The organism is Streptomyces sp. NPDC059668 (assembly GCF_042734135.1).
In the GTDB taxonomy this organism is placed as follows: Bacteria; Actinomycetota; Actinomycetes; order Streptomycetales; family Streptomycetaceae; genus Streptomyces.
This window is the reverse complement of record NZ_JBHWEL010000108.1, coordinates 3,615-25,058: the sequence shown is the minus strand read 5'-3', so window position 1 is coordinate 25,058 and position 21,444 is coordinate 3,615. Positions and strand designations below refer to the sequence as shown.

The window sequence follows — 21,444 nt, the reverse complement described above, 5'->3', positions numbered from 1 at the left end:
CACCCGAGGAGGGTGCGGGCCGCAGCCGTGTACGGCAACCGGTTACCGGGACTGCTGGGCCGGAACCCCACGCGTGATCGGCTCGTCCTCGGCCGGCGTGCTCGCGGCGGCCACCGCGGCGCCCGTGAGCGTCGCGAGCATCTCGCGGACGTTCGTGAGCTGGGCGTTGATGGAGTCGCGACGGTTCGTCAGCGCCGCCAGCTCACGCTCGGACTCGGAGCGGATGCGGTCGGCCTTGGCGTTCGCGTCGGCCACGATGTCCTCGGCCTGGCGCTGGGCCGTCTCCACCGTCTGGCGGGCGCGGCGCTCGGCGTCCGTGCGCAGCTTCTCGGCCTCCAGGCGGAGCTGCTCCGCACGGTGCTCGATCTCCGCGAGGCGCTTCTCGGCCTTGGCCTGGCGCGAGGCCAGGTCGCGCTCGGACTGCTCACGGCGCTTGGCGAGGTTCGTCTCGAAGTCGGCGGCGGCCTGCGCGGCCTTGGCGCGGGTCTCCTCGAAGAGGGCGTCCGCCTCCTCGCGCTTCGACTGGGCGTCCTTCTGCGCCTCCTGGCGCAGCTGAGAGGCGTCGCTCTTGGCCTTCTCGACGATCCGGACGCCCTCGTCCTCCGCCTTGGACTTGCGGTCCGCAGCGAACGATTCTGCATCGTTGCGGACCTGCTGCGCGGCCGACTCGGCGAGCTCACGGTGCTGCTCGGACGCGCGACGCGCCTCGTCGCGCAGATCCTTCGCCTCCTCCTCGGCGAGGCGGAGGATCTTCTCGACCCGCGCGCCGAGACCCGCGTACGACGGTTCGGCGTCGGTGACCTGGGCCTGGGCGTTCTGCGTTTCGAGGTGGAGCTCCTCGATGCGCTTCTCGAGAGCAGTGATACGGGCCAGAGCGCTGTCACGGTCGGAGACGAGCTTCGAAATGCGTTCGTCCACCTGAGCGCGGTCGTACCCACGCCGCACAAGCTCGAAGCCGTAGGGGGAAGTGTCGCTCATGGGGTTCCTGTCGAATGAGACCGGTGAGGTGATAGGGGGAATCCTAGGGGCCAAAGCGGTGTGTCATCGAGCGGATACGTGTTTGATCTGGAGAATGACACTCCTTTTGGGTGGCTGGCTGTCAGAGCGCTTGCCAGAGTCCGCACCAATGGTCCGGAAAGGTGCGGAATGGGAGCTTCTGGCTAGCCCTCCGACGACTTGCCACCCGAACGGGTCGCGCCGGCTGTGGCGCCCGCCTTGACCCCACCGTCCTTGTTGCCCGACGGGGCCTCAAAGGATTCCAACGCCTCCAGGACGTCCTGGACACGGGAGATCTCGGCGTTGATGTCCGAGCGCCGGCGCACCAGCACCTCCAGCTCGTGCTTGCCCTCCTCGACCGCCTGCCGCGCCTCCCGGATCGCCTCGGCCTTGATCTCCGTCGCCTCGGCGACGAGCGAGGTCTTCTTCTGCTCGGCCTCCTTGAGGAGCCCCTCGGCCTTCTTGACGGCGGCGATGCGCACCTTGCTCGCCTCGGAGTTGGCCTCCGCGACCAGGTCCTTCGCCTTCGCCTCGGCCTCGGCGAGCTGGTCCTCGGCCGCCTTCACGAGCGCGTCACAGCGTTCGCCGGCGTTCTTCATCGTCTCGGCCGACTCGCGGCGGGCCCGCTCGTGCAGCTCCTCGATCTCGGAGGTGACGCGATCGCGCAGCTCCTCCGCCCGCTCCCTTATGGCGGTCGCGTCCCGGCGCGCGCCGACCAGCAGCTCGTCCGCGTCCGTACGGGACCGCTCCACAAGGGAGTTGCCCTCCACGGTCGCCTCGGAGACAAGGCGCTCGGCCTCGTTGCGGGCCGCGCCCACCATCGTGTCGGCCTGGCCCTCGGCGTCCGCCGTGGTCTTCTGCGCGCTCTGCTGAGCCTCCGCCAGCAGCTTGTCGGCCTCCGACGCGGTCTCCGAGATGAGCGTGTCGACCTGCTCGGCGGCCTCGGAGCGCCGCTTGTTGGCCTCCTGGCGCGCCGCGTCCAGCGTGCGGTCGGCCTCCTCGCGCGCGGCCGAGGTGAGCCGCTCCGCCTCCGCCTCCGCCTCCGACTTGACCCGCGCGGCCTCACTGCGGACCCGCTCGGCGTGCTGCTGCGCGGAACCGACGGTCTCGGCGGCCTCGGCGCGCAGCCGCTCCGCGTCCCCGGTCGCCTCCGACACCAACTGGTCGGCCTTGGCGGTGGATTCGGCGCGGACCCGCTCGGCCTCCGCGTTCGTCTCGTTCGTCAGCCGCTCCGCCTCGGAGCGCGCCTCGTTGATGAGGGTGTCCGCCTGCGTGGCCGCGTCCGAACGGATCCGGTTCGCGTCCTCCCGGGCCTCCGCCCGGGTGCGCGAGGCGTCCTGGTCGGCGTTCGCGATCGCGTCCGACACCTCGGTGCGCACCCGCTGGGCGTGTTCCGAGGCCTCCGAGCGCAGCCGCTCCGACTCGGCGATCGCCTCCGAGACCGTGCGCTCCGCGAGGGACTTGGCGGCGTCCGTCTCCTCGGCCGCCTCGCGCCGGAGCCGGCCGGCGTCCTCGGAGGCGCGCTCCCGCTCGGCGTACGCGTCGGCGCGGACCCGGTCCGCCTCCTCCTGCGCCTCGGTGCGGGTACGGTCCGCCGCGTGCTCGGCGGCGGAGCGCAGGCCCGAGATCTCCTCCTGGGCCTGCTCGTGCAGCCCGGCCACGGAGTCGCGCACCTGCTGTGCGGTCTGTTCGGCGTTCGAGACCATCTCGGTCGCGCGCCGGTCGGCCTCCTCGACCAGCCGTACGGCCTCGGCCTGGGCCTCCTCCACGCGGTTGCGCGCGGACGCGAGGAGCTCCTCGCTCTGCTCGCGGGCCCGCTCACGCTCCTGGTCGGCCTCCTGGCGGGCCGAACCGAGCAGTTCCTCGGCCTCGCGGCGACGCCGGACGGCCTCCTCCTGGGCGGCGGCCAGCGTCTCGGCGCCCTCCGTCGCCAGCCGCTCGGCCGCGGCCTGGGCCTCCGCCCGTACCCGGTCGGCGCTGTCCTGTGCCTCCGACTTCAGCCGCTCGGCCTCCGCCGCGGCCTCCGAACGCAGCCGTACGGCGATGTTCTCGCCCTCGGCCCGCGACGCCGACGCGTCCGCGGCGGCCTCGTTGCGCAGCCGGTCCGCCTCCGCCTCGGCCTGCGCCTGGAGCGTACGGATCCGCTCGGCGGCCTCGCCGCGCAGCCGCTCCGTCTCCTCGGCGGCCTCGCGACGGATCCGCTCGGCCTCCGCCCGCGCGTCGCTCAGCGCCTGCTCGGCCGAGGCGAGCCGCTGCTCGGCCTCGGTGTGCAGCCGGGTCAGCTCTTCGGCGGCCTCCGTCCGGCGGGCCGCTATGGCACGCTCGGAGTCCTCGCGCGCCGCCTCGGCGGCCCGCTCGGCCTCCGCCTTGATCGTCTCGGCCAGTTCGACGGCCTCGGCGCGGTTGTTCTCGGCCTCCTTGCGGGTGCGCTCCAGGGTCTCCTCGGCCTGCCGGCGCAGCGCCGTGGCGCGCTCGATGGCCTCGGTGCGCACGCGCTCGCTGTCGGTCGTCGCGGTCGTCCGGAGCTCGTCCGCGTCCGCCTTGGCCTTCGCGAGCAGTTCCTCGGCGGTCTTGGCCGCCTCCTCGATCTGCTGGACGGCCTCGCGCCGGGCCTCGCTGCGGATGCGCTCGCCCTCGGCGTTCGCGTCGGCACGCAGCTGCTCGGCCTCGCCGCGCAGCCGGCGCGCCTCCTCCTGGAGCTCGACCGTCTTGGCGCGGTACTCCTTGGTGTCGTCCTTCGCCGTGCCCTTGAGCTGCTCGGCGATGTCGTGCGCCTCGCCGCGCAGCCGGTCCGCCTCGGACTCCGCCTCGGTGCGGATCCGCTCGGCCTCCTCGGCCGCCGCCCTGGTGGTCTTCCTGGCGTCCTCGGAGGCCTTGTTGAGCACGTCCTCGGCGGTACGGGCCGCCTTGGACAGCTGGGAGGCGGTCTCCTCGGCGGTGAGACTGCGGGCGTTCTCCTCGGCCTCCGCGACGATCTTCTCCGCCTTGGCCTGGGCCTCGGCGACGACCTGCTCGGCCTCGGACTTGGTGTTCTCGGCCTCCTTGGTGGCCTCGCTGACCAGCCGGGCGACCTGCTCCTTCGCCGTGCGGGTGCGCTGCTCGTTCGCCGACTCCGCACCGGCCAGGGCCTTGGCCGCGGCGTCCTTCGCCTCGGTGACGACCTTGTCCGCCTCGGCCCGCGCCTCGCGCAGTGCCGTCTCGGCGGCCGTCATCCGCTGCTCGGCGGCCCGGCTCAGCTCGGTGGCCTGGCGGCGGGCGCTGTCCGACTCGTTCGCCGTGGAGCTGCGCAGCTGCTCGGCGTGCTCGGTGGCCTCCTGGGCCTGCGTGGACGCGGCGTTCAGCAGCCGTTCGGCGTCCGTACGGGCCCGGCGCAGCAGCGCCTCGGCCTCGGCGCGAGCCGACTCGGCGTCGTTCGTCAGCCGCTGGCGGGCCTCGGCCGCGATCCGCTCGGCCTCCGCGCGGGCGGTGCTCAGCGCCTGGTCCGCCTCGACCCGCGACTCGTCGAGGAGACGGCGGGCCTGCTGCTCGCTGCGGGCGCGCAGCTGCTCGGCCCAGGCCACGTTCTCGTTGACGTGCGACTCGACGGTCTGGCGGCGCTCGGCCAGCTCCTGGTCGAGCTGCTGGCGCCGCGCGACCGCCTCGGCGTGCAGCTCGGCCTGCAGGCGGGCCGCCTGTTCGGCGTGCTCCTGGAGGATGCGCTGCGTCTGCGCCCGGGCCTGGCTCATCTCGCGCTCGGCATCGGCGCGCAGCTGATCCGCCTGGATCTGCGCATTACGGAGCAACTGCTCGGCCTGGTAGCCGAGGTCGCCGCCGCTTTCGTAGGCAGGCCGGGTCGCCAGACTGCGGCGCGCCTCGTGCAGCTTGGCGCGCAGCACCTCGACCTGATAGCCGAGGTCCTCGGCGTGCTGGACGGCCTTCTCCCGCTCGGTCTTCAGCCGCTCCATCTCGGCCTCGAACCGAGAGAGGTGGTCGACGTCAGCCGCCGGCTCTCGCTCCTGGCGTTCGTAGCCCCGCACTGCGCGGTCCCATCCGTCCCCTGGTCGCAAGTCTCTCCAAACGAGCCCCGTCCATCGGCCGAACGGTGCCCCCGGGGAATGGTGTCAGATCAACAGCGGAGCACGGGCTGCTGCCCCGACGCTCGTCCCCCGAAAACCTGGACCCCGGCCCTCGGCCACGCCGTCGTCACGACGGCATGACCTCGGGGCCCGTCGCCGGACAGGCCCCGGGCCGCCCCGAAATGGCGGCGGCCGTCCCCAACCCTACCGGCCCAGATATACGGAGGTCAGTGCTCAGGTGACTCAACAGCCGCCGAAGTGACCAGTTCTGTCAGGACACCGTGGCAATCCTTGGGGTGCAGGAAGGTGATTCGTGACCCCATGGAGCCGCGTCGCGGCTCGTCGTAGAGGACGCGTACGCCTTTGTCCCTGATGTCGCCCGCGTCGGTGTCGACGTCCGCCGTACCGAACGCGATGTGATGGACACCCTCGCCGTTCTTCGCCAGCCACTTCCCGACGGCCGAGTCCTCGCGGGTCGGCTCCAGGAGCTGGAGGTAGGAGGCGCCGCCGTCGGACGTCTCGTTGATCTTGAGCATGGCCTCGCGTACGCCCTGCTCCTCGTTGACCTCGGAGTGGAAGACTTCGAAGCCGTACGTGGCCCGGTAGAACTCGACGGTCTTGTCGAGGTCGAAGCAGGCGATCCCGATGTGGTCGATTCGCGTCAGCATGGAGCCAGTGCAGCGCTCCCGCGGCGGTTACGCAACGTGCGCGCGATCACACTGACAGCCGGATGACGGGTGGCCTACCGCTCAGTACATTCAAGTAAACCCTCGTTCACTCCTCAGCTGTGCAAGCTGGAAGGGGATCGCACCTCATGTCTGGAACGAACAGCACGACCTCCGTGATCGTCGCGGGTGCCCGCACCCCGATGGGACGGTTGCTCGGCTCGCTGAAGACCTTCTCCGGAGCCGACCTCGGAGGATTCGCGATCAAGGCCGCCCTGGACCGTGCGGGGATCGGCGGCGACCAGGTGCAGTACGTGATCATGGGCCAGGTGCTTCAGGCCGGGGCGGGGCAGATCCCGGCGCGGCAGGCGGCCGTCAAGGCGGGCATCCCGATGAGCGTCCCGGCGCTCACGATCAACAAGGTGTGCCTGTCGGGCCTGGACGCGATCGCCCTCGCGGACCAGCTGATCCGGGCCGGCGAGTTCGACGTCGTGGTCGCGGGCGGCCAGGAGTCGATGACGAACGCCCCCCACCTGCTCCCGAAGTCCCGCGAGGGCTTCAAGTACGGCGCCATCGAGATGCTCGACGCCATGGCGCACGACGGTCTGACCGACGCCTTCGAGAACATCGCCATGGGCGAGTCCACGGAGAAGCACAACACGCGCCTGGGCATCGCCCGTCCGGAGCAGGACGAGATCGCCGCCCTCTCGCACCAGCGTGCGGCGGCCGCCCAGAAGAACGGCGTCTTCGAGGCGGAGATCACGCCGGTGGAGATCCCGCAGCGCAAGGGCGAGCCCGTCGTCTTCAGCAAGGACGAGGGCATCCGCGCCGAGACCACGGCCGAGTCGCTCGGCAAGCTGCGCCCCGCGTTCACCAGGGACGGCACGATCACGGCCGGCTCCTCCTCGCAGATCTCGGACGGCGCGGCCGCCGTGGTCGTGATGAGCAAGGCGAAGGCGCAGGAGCTCGGCCTGGAGTGGATCGCCGAGATCGGCGCGCACGGGAACGTCGCCGGACCGGACAACTCTTTGCAGTCGCAGCCGTCGAACGCGATCCTGCACGCCCTCAAGAAGGAGGGCCTGGACGTCTCCGACCTCGACCTGATCGAGATCAACGAGGCGTTCGCGGCGGTCGCCGTGCAGTCCATGAAGGACCTCGGGGTGTCCACGGAAAAGGTGAACGTCAACGGCGGCGCGATCGCCCTGGGTCACCCGATCGGCATGTCCGGCGCCCGTCTCGTGCTGCACCTGGCGCTGGAGCTGAAGCGGCGCGGTGGCGGCGTGGGCGCGGCGGCCCTGTGCGGTGGCGGCGGTCAGGGTGACGCGCTGATCGTGCGGGTACCCACGGCGTAGGTCCCTCGCCGCGGCCGTGCCGCCGCGTTGTCTCGTACGACTCTGAACGGAGCTGTGATGCAGGACGTCTCCTCGCTGGTGGCCCAGGCCAGGGAAGGCCGGCCGCGAGCCGTGGCCCGGCTGATCTCCCTGGTGGAGGGGGCGTCCCCGCAGCTGCGTGAGGTGATGGCGGCGCTGGCTCCGCTGGCCGGCGGGGCGTACGTGGTCGGGCTCACCGGGTCGCCGGGCGTCGGCAAGTCGACGTCGACCTCGGCGCTGGTGAGCGCCTACCGGCGACAGGGCAGGCGGGTCGGCGTCCTGGCCGTCGACCCCTCGTCCCCGTTCTCCGGGGGCGCGCTGCTCGGCGACCGGGTCAGGATGTCCGAGCACGCCTCGGACCCCGGTGTGTACATCCGTTCGATGGCGACCCGCGGTCACCTCGGCGGACTGGCCTGGGCGGCCCCCCAGGCGATCCGCGTCCTGGACGCTGCGGGCTGCGACGTGATCCTCGTGGAGACCGTCGGGGTGGGCCAGTCGGAGGTCGAGATCGCCTCCCGGGCGGACACCTCGGTCGTCCTGCTGGCCCCCGGCATGGGCGACGGCATCCAGGCGGCGAAGGCCGGAATCCTGGAGATCGGCGACGTGTACGTGGTCAACAAGGCCGACCGGGACGGCGCCGACGCGACCGCGCGCGAGCTGAACCACATGCTCGGCCTCGGTGAGTCCCGCGGGCCCGGGGACTGGCGCCCGCCGATCGTCAAGACGGTCGCGGCGCGCGGCGAGGGCATCGACGAGGTCGTCGAGGCCCTGGAGAAGCACCGCGCCTGGATGGAGGAGCACGGCGTCCTCGCCGAACGGCGGCTCGCCCGGGCCTCCCAGGAGGTCGAGACGATCGCGGTCACGGCCCTGCGCCGGCGCATCGGCGACCTGCACGGCGACCGCCGCCTGAGCGCGCTGGCGGAACGGATCGTCGCCGGGGAACTCGACCCCTACCGGGCCGCCGACTCGCTGGTGGAGGGCCTTACGGAGGCGTGACGGCGCCTGCCGGCGGCCTGACCGGGGGACGGTGGGCCTTCTTCGGCCCCGGCGTCCGCGCGAACGCCTCCTCGCGCCCCGGACGGGTGCTCCTCGTGCCCCGACGCGTCCGCGACGCGGGTCCCTCCCGTGCGCGGACCCGCCGGGCCCCGGCACGGGAGGGACCGTGGGGTCAGCCGTCGTCCCGGCCCCGGTGCCCCGGCTCCGTGCGGGAGGAGACGACCTTGTCCGTGCCCGCGTCGACGCGCACCTCGTACCAGGTGCCGCCGGAGGAGAGGATCCCGATCTCCCAGGCCGGGGTGGAGCGGTCGTCGTCCAGGTGGGCGGAGGCGGCGGTGCCCGGCGTGTGGCGCAGCGCCGTGGCGAGGGCCTCGGCCGCCGTCACCCGGACGGACCTCAGCCGCGCGGCGTCGTCGCCGTGATCGTCCGGGCCGGAGTGACGCCCCGTTCGGGTGCGGTCGTCCGGGTGAGGGTGGTCGTCCGTCCGGGTGGGACCGTCCGTCCCCGTCCGGTCGTCCGCCCGGGTGTCGCCGCCGTGGCGTACGTGGCCCGCGCGGTCGTCGTCCGCCGTCCGGGCCGACGACCGGTAGACCGGGGCCGTGCCGTCGTCCGTACCGGCCAGGGCCGTGGCCGTGCCGCCCCCGATCAGGGCCGCGGACGCCACGGCGGCGATGACGATGTTGCGCTTCATATCGGTTCCTCCTGGTTCCCGGACTTCCGTGACTGAGGTCCGGGCGAGACCGGCCCCAACTCGTCCGGCGCGTTGCTGTGTTGCCGACGGGAACCAATGTCGGCGGGGGTCGCTGAACGCAGCCTGAAGCCGCCTGAAGACTTCTTCAGGTTCGGTTTGGGACGCTGGGCGCATGCGCCTGTTGATCGTGGAGGACGAGAAGCGGCTCGCCCTGTCGCTCGCCAAGGGACTGACGGCCGAGGGGTACGCCGTGGACGTCGTCCACGACGGGGCCGAGGGACTGCACCGGGCGAGCGAGGGCGCCTACGACCTCGTCGTCCTCGACATCATGCTGCCCGGCATGAACGGCTATCGCGTCTGCGCCGCACTGCGCGCCGCCGGACACGACGTGCCGATCCTCATGCTCACCGCGAAGGACGGCGAGTACGACGAGGCGGAGGGGCTGGACACCGGCGCCGACGACTACCTGACCAAGCCGTTCTCGTACGTGGTGCTGGTGGCCCGGGTGAAGGCACTGCTGCGGCGCGGGCGGGCCGCCCACCCGCCGGTACGGGTCCTGGGCGAGCTGACGGTCGACACCGCCGCCCGGCGCGTCTTCCGGGGCGCGGAGGAGGTCGCCCTCACGGCGAAGGAGTTCTCGGTCCTGGAGCAACTCGTGCTGCGGGCCGGGCAGGTCGTCTCGAAGGCCGAGATCCTCGAACACGTCTGGGACTTCGCCTACGACGGGGACCCGAACATAGTCGAGGTCTATGTGAGCACCCTGCGGCGCAAACTCGGGGCGGCGTTCATCCGCACCGTGCGCGGGGCCGGCTACCGGCTGGAAGCGCGATGAGCCGGCTCTTCGGGTCCGTCCGGGCCAAGGCCACGCTCGGCGCGACCCTCGTGGTGGCCATCGCGCTCGTGGCCGCGGGAACGGCCGTCCTGCTGTCCCTGCGGTCCAACCTGAACGGCCAGGCCGGCACCGCGGCGGAGCGCAGCGCCCGCGAGGTCGCGGCCGACCTGTCCGGCGGGGCGTCCTACGACCGGCTGCGGCTGGACGACGACCAGCGTCCCGTCCAGGTGGTCGACGCGCGGGGCGTCCTGGTCGCCGCCAGCGAAGGCCTGCGGCGGATCAGCGGCACGGGGACCGGCACGGTGAAGCCGCGGGCCCAGCGCACGGCCGCCGCGGGGAGCGGCGGCGAGACGGCGGACGACCACGGCGGCGGCAAGGGGGGCGACGACCACGGCGGCGACGACAACGGTGGCGACGCCAGTGGGAAGGGCGGCCGGGGCCGCGGCGGCGGCGCGGACGACGGTTACTCCCTCGAACCCGGCCAGATCGGCGCCGACGCGCGTTTCAGCGAGGGCTCGGCGACGCTCCGCGGGGACACGGCGGACTACCGCTTCGCCGCCGTCGAGGTGAGCGTCAGGAGCAAGGGCGCGCTGACCGTCTACGCCGGCGCGCCGCTCGCCGCCGAACAGGCCGCCGTACGCACGGCCCTGACGGTCATGCTGATCGGTCTCCCGCTGTTGCTGGCCGTGGTGGCCGCCGTGACCTGGCGGGTCACCCGGCGCGCGCTGCGGCCCGTCGAGGGCATCCGGAGCGAGATGGCCGCCATCACGGCCTCGGAGGACCTCGCACGGCGCGTGCCCGTGCCGGACACCCAGGACGAGGTGGCGGGCCTGGCGCGGACCACCAACGAGACGCTGGCCGCCCTGGAGACGTCCGTCGAGCGGCAGCGCCGGTTCGTCGCCGACGCCTCCCACGAACTGCGCAACCCCATCGCCTCCCTGCGCACCCAGCTCGAAGTGGGCGCCGCGCACCCGGAACTGCTGGACGTGACAGGGGCCGTCGAGGACACCGTACGGCTCCAGCGGCTAGCCGCCGATCTGCTGCTGCTCGCCCGGCTGGACGCGGGGGAGCGGCCCGCGGGCACCCGGTTCGATCTGGTGGCGCTCGCCCGGGAGGAGGTGTCCCGGCGCCCGGGGGTGACGGTGGACGGGGCGAGCGTCGAAGTCGTCGGATCCCGGGGGCAGATGGCGCGCCTGCTCGGCAATCTGCTGGACAACGCCGGCCGGCACGCGCGCGACCGGGTCGCGGTCACCCTGCGTACCGAGGGTCGGTGGGCCGTCCTGGAGGTCGCCGACGACGGCGCGGGTGTTCCCGCCGCGGAACGCGAGCGGGTCTTCGAACGGTTCGTGCGGCTCGACGAGGCACGCAGCCGGGACGACGGCGGGGCCGGTCTGGGCCTCGCCATCGCCCGCGACGTGGCACTGCGCCACGCCGGCACGCTCACCGTGGGCGAGGCCCCGGGAGGCGGAGCGCTCTTCACGCTCCGGCTGCCCGGCGACGCCTGACGCGGCAGGGAATCAGGAGCGCGGAGCGCCCTGGGGCCCGCCGCTGCCGGGCTGCCGCTCCGTGACCTCCCGGCGCGCCCCGCGTTCACGCGTCACGTGCTCACACGTCAGGTGCTCACGCGTCACTTGCTCACACGTCGCCGACGCACCCGCCGCGTGTCCCTGTGGCCCCGCGTTCCCGCGTTCCCGCGTTCCCGTGTCCCCGCGTTCCAGCGGAGCGTCACGGCTTGCCGCGCTGCCCCCGCAGGTGTTCCGCGATCGGCTGGAGCGACTTGTGCAGTTCCTCCAGGGCCTCGGGGGACAGCAGGTCCATGAAGTGCCTGCGGACGGACGCCACATGGTGCGGGGCGACCTTCTTCATCGTCTCCAGGCCGTGATCGGTGAGGACGGCGTACAGACCCCGGCGGTCGGACTCGCAGTTCTCCCGCCTGACCAGGTCCGCGTTCTCCATGCGGGTGATCTGGTGCGAGAGCCGGCTCTTCGACTGGAGGGTGGCGGCCGCGAGGTCGCTCATCCGCAGCCGGACGCCCTCCGACTCGGAGAGGTTCACGAGGATCTCGTAGTCGTTCATCGTCAGCCCGAACGGCTGCAGATCCCTTTCGAGCTGGTACGTCAACAGCCTGTTGACCTCCAGGTGGGTGCGCCAGGCGCACTGCTCCGCATCGGTCAGCCAGCGCGTGGCCGTCTCGGTCTCCATGAATGAAGTCTACCTAAAATGTTGAAATGCGAACTAGTGAGGGTGGTGTGACGGTGCGCACGCGTTCGATGTCACACTCCGCAGACTACCGCTCACAGCCCGAAGCGACGCTGGAGGTCTCCGAGCTGTCCGGGAAGGCGCGGTGTGGCGGCCTGCTGGCCGTACTGGCCGTGCTGACCGGGCGTCCCGCCGGCGCCGGGCACTCCCGGCTCGTGCGGAACGGCCCCGGTGGCCTGCTCGGCCATCAGGATCTCCGTGGACTGGAGCAGCACCGTGCCGGCTCCTACGAACTCGAACTGATGCTCCTCTCCGGAGGCCCCGCCCAGGCCTGTCAGCGCACGTAGACCGCCCATGACGCCCGTCATGTACCCGTGGTCGTAGTGATGACACGGGGAGGGGCAGTCGGCCCAGCCCACGAGTGCCTGCGGGTCCACCCGGATCGGGGGTTCCATGAACACCACCGGACCGTTCGACGCCGCCACGAACTTGCCGGTTCCGATGAGTGTCAGGAAGCCCGGCACGATCGACTGCTTCAGCGCGAGACTTGGCTGAAAAGCGAGCAGGTTGCCCGAGCGAATGGTCAGGTTGCCGTCGTCGAGGTCGTACGAATTCACGTCGAAGGCCCGGTCGGCGAGGAGCATCTTGCCCGAACCCTCGGCCACCACCCAGTCGCTCGCGTGCAGAGGCGAATGGAACGAGGTACGGACAAGTCGGTCGAGTCGGCCGTGTCCGACGCCGTTGAACTCGATCGAGCCGTAGTAGGCGATCATCTTGCCCTTCTGCAGGAACCACTGGCTCCCCTTGAGCTCCACGCAGAAGGTGTACTTGTTGACGTTGTCGTCGACGGGCAACGTCATGGGGTCGTGGACCGTGGGGCCACCGGGAGTCCCGTACGCGCTCACAGCTTCTCCTCCGAGGCCTGGACGTACACCGCACCACTGCCGCTCAGCTCCAGCTGGAACGCCTCGCCCGAGCCACGGCCCACCATGTCGCGCCAGCCGAGCGCCGTGGACAGCTTGTTGCGTACGTCGCCGTGGTGCGCCACGTACGCCTGCGGGTCGACGTGGACCGGGCGCTGCGGGGTGATCGGCACCTCGATGACCCCGCCGTGCGCCATCACGGCGACCGCGCCGTGTCCCTTGAGGGTCGTGGTGAACAGGCCCTGGCCCGTCACCTGGCCGCGGACCATGCCCATGACGCCGCCCTGCGAGCCGAGGAACATCGTGCCCTGCTCGAGGGTGCCGTCGAACGCGAGCAGACGGTCCGCCTCGACGTAGAGCGTGTCGCCCGTGAGGCTGATCACCTGGATGTGATGGCCGCCGTGCCCGAACAGGACCGTGCCGCTGCCCTCGACGGTCATCAGCGGGGTGGCCTCGCCGGCGACCCGGCGGCCGATCATCGACATGACCCCGCCCTGGCCGCCCTGGATGTTGGGCGTGAAGGACACCTCGCCCTTGTAGGCGAGCATCGCGCCGCGCTGACTGAACAGGCGCTGGCCCGGCAGGACCGTCGCCTCGATCATCTTCGAGTTCACTTCGCGGAACGGCATGTCACAGGTCCCCCGCGATCGTGTTGCGCTCACTGGGCTGTACGTAGACCAGACCGTCGCCCTCGAAGCGGATCTGGAAGGCCTCGCCGCCGCCTTCGCCCATGAACGTGCGGAACGTCACACCGGCGTGGAAGGACTGCCTGACATTGCCCTGGTGGGCGATGTACGCCCCGGGGTCCACCGTCAGCGGGTACTGGGAGCTGACGCGCAGCACCACCGCCGGCCCGTCGGACATGATCGCCGCCTGGCCGTGGCCCTCGACGGTGGTCGTGAACAGACCGTTGCCCTGGGAGGCGCCGCGCAGTCCCGTGAAGGACGTGCCCGTGCGCAGCCCGGCGTCGGTCGCGAGGAGATTGCTGGACTCGACGTAGAGCTTGTCGCCCTGGAGGCTCACCAGGTTGATCTCGCTCGCGCGGTCCGCGAACCAGCAGGTCCCGTGCCCCTTCACCTCCATCACCGTCATCTGCTCGCCGGTCAGGCGCCGCGTCACCATCCCGCGGATGCCCTCACCGCCGCCGCTCATCTTCTTGAAGGCCATCTGACCGTCGTACGCGACCATCGAGCCGTTCTTCGCCTTCACGGCGTCCCCGGTCATGTCGACGGCCAGCACCTTGCTGCCTTGAAGTCGGAACATCGCCACGGTTGTGACGGTAGCCGCCGGTCGCGGAGGGGGACAGGGGCCACGGGTGGATCTCCCCCCTGAGCGGACCCTTAGGGGGCCGACGGGACGACCCGGAGGCGGACCCGGTGGTGAATCCAGGGGGGACCCGGAGGTGGCGTGCCGGGCGGGACGCCGAGGCCGCCCGGGGCGCGCCGTGCACCACCCCCGGGCCGGGACGCCGCGTTCCGGGTGCCACAATGGCCGGGGCCTTGTGCTTGCGTTCACAAAGCTCGGAGCCCCGACGACCGACGACTCTCCCCCGACCCCACCGAAGGTGACCCGTGGACATAAAGACCGCCACCGCCCTCCGCCGCCTCCGCCTGGTCTCGGCCCCCGAGGCCGTCTCCTTCCTGCTGCTGCTCGTCTGCTCGGTGCTGAAGCGGACCACGGACTTCAACGCGGTGCCCGTCATGGGCGCGATCCACGGTGTGCTCTTCATCCTCTACGTGATCTTCTGGGCGGACGCCTGGAACCGCGCCCGGTGGAGCGCCGGGACCGGAATCCTCTATTTCGTCCTCTCCGTGCTGCCCACCGGCGGGTTCTTCGCCGAGCGCAAGCTGCGGCGCGAGACCGAGGACGCGGTCATCGCTTCCCGCGCCCGCCGCGAGGGAGTCGTGGGGTCGTCGTGATCGTCGCCTTCTCCGTGACGCCGCTCGGTGTCGGCGAGGACGTCGGGGAGTACGTCGCCGACGCCGTCCGGGTCGTCCGCGCGTCGGGGCTGCCGAACCGCACCGACGCCATGTTCACCTCCGTCGAGGGGGAGTGGGACGAGGTGATGGACGTGGTCAAGCGTGCCGTCGCCGCCGTCGAGGCCCGGGCGCCGCGCGTCTCCGTCGTCCTCAAGGCGGACATCCACCCCGGGGTCACGGACGGCCTGAACTCCAAGGTGGAGACGGTGGAGCGGCACCTGTCCGCCTAGCCTCCCGGCCCGCACACCGCAGGCACCCCGGAACCCCGGTCCAGTGGACCGGGGTTCCGTGCGTCCAGCGGCGCGAGCGGTCGCCGCCGCCTCCCGGGGCCCACGGGAACGTATGCGCGACCGAAAGGCGAGACGGGGCAGACCACGATATGACCGGCGGGTAAGGTCTGATGCCGTGCCGAAGCCGCTCAGCCTTGCCTTCGATCCCATCGCCCGCGCCGACGAACTGTGGCAACAGCGCTGGGGAGCCGTGCCGTCCATGGCCGCGATCACCTCGATCATGCGCGCCCACCAGATCCTCCTCGCGGAGGTCGACGCGGTCGTCAAGCCGTACGGACTGACCTTCGCGCGCTACGAGGCGCTGGTGCTGCTCACCTTCTCCAAGGCCGGCGAGCTGCCGATGTCCAAGATCGGCGAGCGGCTGATGGTGCACCCCACCTCCGTCACGAACACCGTGGACCGCCTGGTGCGGTCCGGGCTCGTCGACAAGCGTCCCAACCCCAACGACGGGCGCGGCACGCTCGCCTCCATCACCGACAAGGGCCGCGAGGTCTGCGACGCGGCGACCCGGGACCTGATGGAGATGGACTTCGGGCTCGGGGTGTACGACTCCGAGGAGTGCGGGGAGATCTTCGCGATGCTGCGGCCGCTGCGGGTCTCGGCGCACGACTTCGACGACGAGTAGACGAAGCGGGGGCGCGCGAAGATCGCGCAAAAGGGGCCGTTACGCTCGTGGGCATGAAGAAGAGCGTGCTGACCCGCTACCGCGTGATGGCCTACGTCACCGGTGTGCTGCTGGTCCTGCTGACCCTCGGTGTGATCGCCAAGTACGTGCTCGACATGAACGGCGCGGTGGACTTCACCCGCGTCGTCGCCATCGCGCACGGCTGGCTGTACGTCGTCTACCTCGTGTTCGCCTTCGACCTGGGCGCCAAGGCGAAGTGGCCGGTCGGCAAGCAGCTGTGGGTGCTGCTGGCCGGGACGATCCCGACGGCGGCGTTCTTCGTGGAGCGCAAGGTCAGCCGCGAGCTGGAGTCGAGGATCACAGACGACTCCCCCGTGGTCGCCAAGGCCTGACCAGGCCCGTCCCACCAGCCGTGACACCGCGGAACCCGTGCCGCCACCGGACCCTCCATACCGCCGTCGGTGTGGTCCGTGGCGGTTTCCCATCGACATTTACTAGGACGTCCAAGTAAATTTGTCGGTATGGACGCTGACGCCATCGAAGAGGGCCGCCGTCGCTGGCAGGCCCGGTACGACGCATCGCGCAAGCGCGACGCGGACTTCACCACGCTCTCCGGTGACCCCGTGGAGCCGGTGTACGGGCCCCGGCCCGGGGACACGTACGACGGCTTCGAGCGGATCGGATGGCCCGGCGAGTACCCCTTCACCCGCGGACTCCACCCGACCGGCTACCGAGGGCGTACGTGGACGATCCGGCAGTTCGCCGGATTCGGGAACGCCGAGCAGACCAACGAGCGGTACAAGATGATCCTCGCCGCGGGCGGCGGCGGGCTCTCGGTCGCCTTCGACATGCCGACCCTCATGGGGCGCGACTCCGACGACCCCCGCGCGCTCGGCGAGGTCGGGCACTGCGGGGTCGCGATCGACTCCGCGGCCGACATGGAGGTCCTGTTCAAGGACATCCCGCTCGGTGACGTCACCACGTCGATGACCATCAGCGGACCGGCCGTGCCCGTCTTCTGCATGTACCTGGTCGCCGCCGAGCGCCAGGGCGTGGACCCCGCCGTGCTGAACGGCACGCTCCAGACCGACATCTTCAAGGAGTACATCGCCCAGAAGGAGTGGCTCTTCGAGCCCGAGCCGCACCTGCGCCTCATCGGTGACCTGATGGAGCACTGCGCCGCGAAGATCCCCGCCTACAAGCCGCTGTCCGTCTCCGGGTACCACATCCGTGAGGCGGGCTCCACGGCCGCGCAGGAGCTGGCGTACACCCTGGCGGACGGCTTCGGATACGTCGAACTGGGCCTCTCGCGCGGCCTGGACGTGGATGTCTTCGCCTCCGGCCTCTCCTTCTTCTTCGACGCGCATCTCGACTTCTTCGAGGAGATCGCCAAGTTCCGCGCGGCCCGGCGGATCTGGGCGCGGTGGATGCGGGACGTGTACGGCGCGAAGTCCGACAAGGCCCAGTGGCTGCGCTTCCACACACAGACGGCCGGTGTCTCCCTGACGGCCCAGCAGCCGTACAACAACGTCGTCCGTACGGCGGTGGAGGCGCTCGCCGCGGTGCTGGGCGGCACGAACTCGCTCCACACCAACGCCCTGGACGAGACGCTGGCGCTGCCCTCCGAGCAGGCCGCCGAGATCGCCCTGCGCACCCAGCAGGTGCTGATGGAGGAGACCGGCGTCGCCAACGTGGCCGACCCGCTGGGCGGTTCCTGGTACGTCGAGCAGCTCACCGACCGGATCGAGGCCGACGCGGAGAAGATCTTCGAGCAGATCAGGGAGCGCGGTCTGCGGGCCCATCCCGACGGGCAGCACCCGATCGGGCCGATCACCTCCGGCATTCTGCGGGGGATCGAGGACGGCTGGTTCACCGGGGAGATCGCCGAGTCCGCGTTCCAGTACCAGCGGGCACTGGAGAAGGGCGACAAGCGGGTGGTCGGGGTGAACGTCCACCACGGGTCGGTCACCGGCGACCTGGAGATCCTGCGGGTCAGCCACGAGGTCGAGCGCGAGCAGGTACGGGAGCTGGGGACGCGGCGGGGCGCGCGGGACGACGCGCGCGTACGGGAGTCGCTGGAGGCGATGCTCGCCGCCGCGCGGGACGGGTCCAACATGATCGTGCCGATGCTGGAGGCGGTGCGGGCGGAGGCGACGTTGGGCGAGATCTGCGATGTCCTCCGGGACGAGTGGGGGGTGTACACGGAGCCGGCGGGCTTCTGAACCCCGGGTTTCCTCGTGCCCTCACCTGTCCGGGGGCTCCGCCCCCGGACCCCCTTATCGGCCTTGAGGGCCTTGTCCTCAATCGCCGGACGGGCTGGAGATGCGGGCCTGCGCTGACAGAGTGCTGAAAGGCTGACGCCGAGGGCGGGCATTTCAGCCCGTCCGGCGTTTGAGGACGAGCCCTTCGGGCGATGCGGGGGTCCAGGGGGCGCAGCCCCTTGGCGGGGTCCGGGGCGGAGCCCCAGGGACAGGATGGGACGGGTAGGGGCGGCGGGGGCGAGAGAACGTCCGGTCAGGGGGCCTCGGTGGCGCCCGCCAGCCCCAGCAGGAGGACACGGGTGAACGCCCGCACCCACTCCTCGTCCGCCACCTCCGCACTGACGAGCGTGCGATGCACCACCGCCCCCGCGACCACGTCGAAGATGAGATCCGCGGTACGCGCCGACGCCTCGGGATCGGACTCCGGCGGCAGCTCCCCCCGCGCGGTGGCCCGCGCCCGCCCCTCCACCACGAGCCGCTTCTGCCGGTCGACGATGGACGTGCGGATCCGCTCCCGCAGGGGCTCGTCACGGGTGGACTCCGCGACCACCGCCATCAGCGCGGTCTTCGTCTCGGGCCGGTCGAGGATCGCCGCGAACTGCAGCACCACACCCTCGATGTCCGCCGCCAGGCTGCCGCGGTCGGGCAGCTCCAGTTCGTCGAAGAGCACGGCGACCGCGTCGACCACCAGCTCGTTCTTGCCGGCCCAGCGCCGGTAGAGGGTCGTCTTGGCGACCCCGGCCCGGGTCGCCACATCCCCCAACGTCAGCTTGGACCAGCCCAGTTCGACCAGCGCCGCCCGCGTCGCCTCCAGGATCGCGGCGTCCGCGGCAGCGCTGCGCGGGCGCCCCGTACGCGGGACGGAAGAGCGACTCTGCATGTCAGGACCATATCCGCCGTTGTGGGCGGGCAAATCCGGCCGTTCTGTGAAGTCGTGAGGGAGATCACCGGGGGAACGCGGGCGGAGGCGTCCCCGTACAGTTACGCTACGACCCGTAGCGAAAGCTGCGGGCGACGCTCGTACACCCTGACCCGTGCGCGAGCGGCAACCACAGGTGCCGGGTGGGGACCCGGCGCGAGCAGCACACACAGGACGCCGGGCACCGCGGACCAGGACGTTGCGGGCCCGGCTTTCACAGCGTTTTTCACACGTGCGCGAGGAAGGGGGAGGATGTACTCATGCAGCCACGGAACATGTCCATGAGCGGAGTCGTCGACCTCGCCGCGGTGAAGGCGGCCCAGGAGGCCAAGGCGAAGGCGGAGCAGGCGCGCGCCGAAGCGGCCAGGCAGGGCGGCGGAGGCGGGGCCGTGTCTCCCGCCAGTCTCGTCATCGATGTCGACGAGGCCGGATTCGAGCGCGATGTCCTTCAGCGGTCCACCGAGGTCCCGGTCGTCATCGACTTCTGGGCCGAGTGGTGCGAGCCCTGCAAGCAGTTGAGCCCGGTGCTCGAGCGGCTGGCCGTCGAGTACGGCGGCCGGTTCGTCCTCGCCAAGATCGACGTCGACGCCAATCAGATGCTGATGCAGCAGTTCGGGATCCAGGGGATCCCGGCGGTCTTCGCCGTGGTCGCGGGACAGGCGCTGCCGCTCTTCCAGGGAGCCGCCGCCGAGGCGCAGATCCGGGGAACCCTGGACCAGCTCGTGCAGGTCGCCGAGGAGCGTTTCGGACTCACCGGTCTGGTCGTCGACCAGGACGCGGAGCCCGGCGCCGCCCCGGTCGAGGACGAGATGCCGGCCGGACCCTACGACGCGCTCCTCGAAGCGGCCGTACAGGCCCTGGACGCGGGTGACTTCGGTGGTGCCGTGCAGGCGTACCAGAACGTGCTGAGCGACGACCCGGGCAACACGGAGGCCAAGCTGGGTCTCGCCCAGGCCGAGTTGCTCCAGCGCGTGCAGGGAGCCGATCCGGGCAAGGTCCGCCAGGACGCCGCGGAGAACCCCAAGGACGTGCGGGCGCAGATCGCCGCCGCCGACCTGGACCTGGTGGGGGGCCATGTCGAGGACGCGTTCGGGCGGCTCATCGACACGGTGCAGCGCACGGCGGGCGACGACCGTGACGCCGTACGGGTGCGGTTGCTCGAACTCTTCGAGGTGGTGGGTGCCGACGACCCGCGTGTGATCGCGGCGCGCCGGGCGCTGGCCAGGGCCCTGTTCTGACCTGTTCCTAAACGCCGGGCCTTGTGACGCCCAGGTGAAAGATTCGCCAGGAGGGCCACAAGCGGCCGCGTTTTACCAAAACTTGGTAAACGCGGCCGCTGTTACTGGGAGTAAGCCGGAGGCGTTGATCTGTCGGATTCCGTCCGTGGATCAACCTTTTTGTCATCCGCCCCGGCGCCACCCTGAGTCGCCGAGCGATACCGCCGGGTCGTTGTTCGGTTATCCGGCCGTTACTAGCGAGTAACGAACCCCCTTGTGCGGGCGGCCAGAATGCACCACGATCGGCGACGCTCGGTCCATTCCCCACTCCGACAACCAATCGGGTCAAGGGGTTTCGTGGGTCCCCACCGGGTAGGGGCGGCGGCAGTGGCGCCGCCTCTTGGGCAGGGGGGTCTTCGCCGGTAGGCGGAGCCTGTCCAGCAGGTTGTGCGTGATGTGTGTCAGGCGCGACCAGTGGTTGTCGCTCGGGGGTGATCGCCGGTGAGATCGGGCGCGGTTCGCGCCCGGTGAGTACGGGCGCTCTCCTTCCCGAGGACGTAGCACTTCTCCCATCCCTGCCCGGCTGAGCCGCCGACAAGTGGCAGTCAGGGCCAGGAGATGTACGTCCGAGAAGGAGGAAATATGCAGTCCCAGGTGCGTGGCGGGACCAGATGGAAGCGGTTCGCCGTCGTGATGGTGCCCAGCGTGGCCGCCACGGCAGCGATAGGTGTGGCCCTCGCGCAGGGCGCTCTCGCCGCGTCGTTCAGCGTCTCCGGCCAGTCGTTCAAGGTCTCGGCGGATTCGCTCAACGGCAAGGGTTTCTCGCAGTACGGAGCCATTGACGCGGGTTACACCCTCGATGGCAAGAAGACGGGTCACCCCGTCGCGGTGTCGGCGTTCAAGTCCGCGTCGATCACGAACATGTGTCAGTCCGTGGTCACCCCGAACATCCCGTTGCTCGGGTCGGTCAGCCTGATCCTCAGGGCGGGCGGGGCGGGTCACGACGCGGTGCAGGCCGAGAACCTGTACATCGACGTCGAGGACCTCCAGGCCAATGCCACGTTCCACGGCATTGACATTGGTGTGGCCGCCGGTGACACGGGTGCCGACAAGGGCGGCAAGGGCCCGGGCATGAAGGGTGGCGGCGAGCAGGCCAACCCCTACGGCTTCGCCCAGCAGGCGGAGTCCGCGGAGCTCACGGACGTGAAGCAGACGGCGTGGGCGACCACCGCCGGCACGTTCAAGCTCAGTGGCCTGAAGATGTCGGTGTCCACGGGCACCAAGGAGTGCTACTAGGCACTCAGGGGGCGGGGGGGGGGGGCGGGCGCGGCGCCCCCCCCCCCCCCCGGCTAGGGCGTGGTTGTGAGGGGTAAAGAGAAGAGTGTGGGGGGGTGGGGGGTGGAGTGTGGGGGGGTGCCCGCGGGGC

General features: G+C 71.2%; 20 protein-coding genes. 11 read left to right on the top strand and 9 right to left on the bottom strand.

Features of this window, described 5'->3' with window-relative positions:
- Positions 1-42: 42 nt before the first annotated feature.
- From ACFV2J_RS40030 to mce, 3 genes are all read right to left on the bottom strand, one after another.
- Positions 43-978 (bottom strand): cellulose-binding protein, encoded by a 936-nt coding sequence (locus ACFV2J_RS40030; RefSeq protein ID WP_385443391.1) that lies wholly within the window; start codon positions 976-978, stop codon positions 43-45.
- Between the two features lie 182 nt (positions 979-1,160).
- The gene (scy, locus tag ACFV2J_RS40025; RefSeq protein WP_385087234.1) at positions 1,161-5,012 is read right to left on the bottom strand and encodes a polarized growth protein Scy; all 3,852 of its coding nucleotides are present in this window, start codon (positions 5,010-5,012) and stop codon (positions 1,161-1,163) included.
- Positions 5,013-5,278: 266 nt separating this feature from the next.
- Positions 5,279-5,719, bottom strand: a complete 441-nt coding sequence (gene mce / locus ACFV2J_RS40020; RefSeq protein ID WP_148010502.1) for a methylmalonyl-CoA epimerase — start codon at positions 5,717-5,719, stop codon at positions 5,279-5,281.
- A gap of 146 nt (positions 5,720-5,865) precedes the next feature.
- Between mce and ACFV2J_RS40015 the strand changes: the two genes are divergently transcribed.
- Entirely contained in the window at positions 5,866-7,068 is a 1,203-nt protein-coding gene (locus ACFV2J_RS40015; RefSeq protein ID WP_385087236.1) for an acetyl-CoA C-acetyltransferase, read from the top strand.
- A gap of 57 nt (positions 7,069-7,125) precedes the next feature.
- Complete coding sequence (gene meaB / locus ACFV2J_RS40010) at positions 7,126-8,082, top strand: methylmalonyl Co-A mutase-associated GTPase MeaB (RefSeq protein WP_385087238.1); 957 nt, start codon at positions 7,126-7,128, stop codon at positions 8,080-8,082.
- Positions 8,083-8,254: 172 nt separating this feature from the next.
- On the opposite strand, the gene ACFV2J_RS40005 is transcribed toward meaB, so the two are convergent.
- Entirely contained in the window at positions 8,255-8,773 is a 519-nt protein-coding gene (locus ACFV2J_RS40005) for a PepSY domain-containing protein (protein ID WP_385087240.1), read from the bottom strand.
- A gap of 172 nt (positions 8,774-8,945) precedes the next feature.
- Between ACFV2J_RS40005 and ACFV2J_RS40000 the strand changes: the two genes are divergently transcribed.
- Positions 8,946-9,605 carry a response regulator transcription factor gene (locus ACFV2J_RS40000; protein WP_385087242.1) on the top strand — a complete coding sequence of 220 codons (660 nt, stop codon included), beginning with the start codon at positions 8,946-8,948 and terminating at the stop codon, positions 9,603-9,605.
- A complete protein-coding gene (locus ACFV2J_RS39995; RefSeq protein ID WP_385087244.1) occupies positions 9,602-11,110 on the top strand; it encodes an ATP-binding protein in 1,509 nt (502 codons plus the stop codon). The genes ACFV2J_RS40000 and ACFV2J_RS39995 overlap by 4 nt, the downstream gene beginning before the upstream one ends.
- Before the next feature lie 220 nt (positions 11,111-11,330).
- Here ACFV2J_RS39995 and ACFV2J_RS39990 read toward each other — a convergent pair whose 3' ends face one another.
- The 4 genes from ACFV2J_RS39990 to ACFV2J_RS39975 form a co-directional block, all read right to left on the bottom strand.
- Positions 11,331-11,807, bottom strand: coding sequence for a MarR family winged helix-turn-helix transcriptional regulator (locus ACFV2J_RS39990; RefSeq protein WP_153288551.1), 477 nt, complete (start codon positions 11,805-11,807; stop codon positions 11,331-11,333).
- A 92-nt stretch (positions 11,808-11,899) separates the two neighbouring features.
- Complete coding sequence (locus tag ACFV2J_RS39985) at positions 11,900-12,709, bottom strand: AIM24 family protein (RefSeq protein ID WP_385087246.1); 810 nt, start codon at positions 12,707-12,709, stop codon at positions 11,900-11,902.
- Positions 12,706-13,356, bottom strand: coding sequence for an AIM24 family protein (locus tag ACFV2J_RS39980; RefSeq protein WP_385087248.1), 651 nt, complete (start codon positions 13,354-13,356; stop codon positions 12,706-12,708). Before ACFV2J_RS39980 ends, ACFV2J_RS39985 begins: the two co-directional genes overlap by 4 nt.
- Before the next feature lies 1 nt (position 13,357).
- Positions 13,358-13,990, bottom strand: coding sequence for an AIM24 family protein (locus tag ACFV2J_RS39975; RefSeq protein WP_385087250.1), 633 nt, complete (start codon positions 13,988-13,990; stop codon positions 13,358-13,360).
- A 308-nt stretch (positions 13,991-14,298) separates the two neighbouring features.
- Between ACFV2J_RS39975 and ACFV2J_RS39970 the strand changes: the two genes are divergently transcribed.
- From ACFV2J_RS39970 to ACFV2J_RS39950, 5 genes are all read left to right on the top strand, one after another.
- Positions 14,299-14,646, top strand: a complete 348-nt coding sequence (locus ACFV2J_RS39970) for a DUF3817 domain-containing protein (RefSeq protein WP_168530291.1) — start codon at positions 14,299-14,301, stop codon at positions 14,644-14,646.
- The gene (locus ACFV2J_RS39965; RefSeq protein ID WP_385443379.1) at positions 14,643-14,936 is read left to right on the top strand and encodes an MTH1187 family thiamine-binding protein; all 294 of its coding nucleotides are present in this window, start codon (positions 14,643-14,645) and stop codon (positions 14,934-14,936) included. The genes ACFV2J_RS39970 and ACFV2J_RS39965 overlap by 4 nt, the downstream gene beginning before the upstream one ends.
- Positions 14,937-15,111: 175 nt before the next feature.
- Positions 15,112-15,621: a MarR family winged helix-turn-helix transcriptional regulator gene (locus ACFV2J_RS39960; protein ID WP_168530293.1), complete on the top strand. Its 510-nt coding sequence runs from the start codon at positions 15,112-15,114 to the stop codon at positions 15,619-15,621.
- A 53-nt stretch (positions 15,622-15,674) separates the two neighbouring features.
- Complete coding sequence (locus tag ACFV2J_RS39955) at positions 15,675-16,013, top strand: DUF3817 domain-containing protein (RefSeq protein ID WP_168530294.1); 339 nt, start codon at positions 15,675-15,677, stop codon at positions 16,011-16,013.
- Between the two features lie 129 nt (positions 16,014-16,142).
- Positions 16,143-17,843: a methylmalonyl-CoA mutase gene (locus ACFV2J_RS39950; RefSeq protein WP_385087255.1), complete on the top strand. Its 1,701-nt coding sequence runs from the start codon at positions 16,143-16,145 to the stop codon at positions 17,841-17,843.
- Between the two features lie 292 nt (positions 17,844-18,135).
- Here the strand turns inward: ACFV2J_RS39950 and ACFV2J_RS39945 are convergent, their stop codons facing one another.
- The gene (locus ACFV2J_RS39945) at positions 18,136-18,762 is read right to left on the bottom strand and encodes a TetR/AcrR family transcriptional regulator (RefSeq protein ID WP_385443374.1); all 627 of its coding nucleotides are present in this window, start codon (positions 18,760-18,762) and stop codon (positions 18,136-18,138) included.
- 299 nt (positions 18,763-19,061) lie between these two features.
- On the opposite strand from ACFV2J_RS39945, the gene ACFV2J_RS39940 reads away from it, so the two are divergent.
- Positions 19,062-20,039 carry a tetratricopeptide repeat protein gene (locus ACFV2J_RS39940; RefSeq protein WP_385097222.1) on the top strand — a complete coding sequence of 326 codons (978 nt, stop codon included), beginning with the start codon at positions 19,062-19,064 and terminating at the stop codon, positions 20,037-20,039.
- 621 nt (positions 20,040-20,660) lie between these two features.
- Positions 20,661-21,314, top strand: coding sequence for a DUF6230 family protein (locus ACFV2J_RS39935; RefSeq protein ID WP_385097225.1), 654 nt, complete (start codon positions 20,661-20,663; stop codon positions 21,312-21,314).
- The last annotated feature ends 130 nt before the right edge of the window (positions 21,315-21,444 follow it).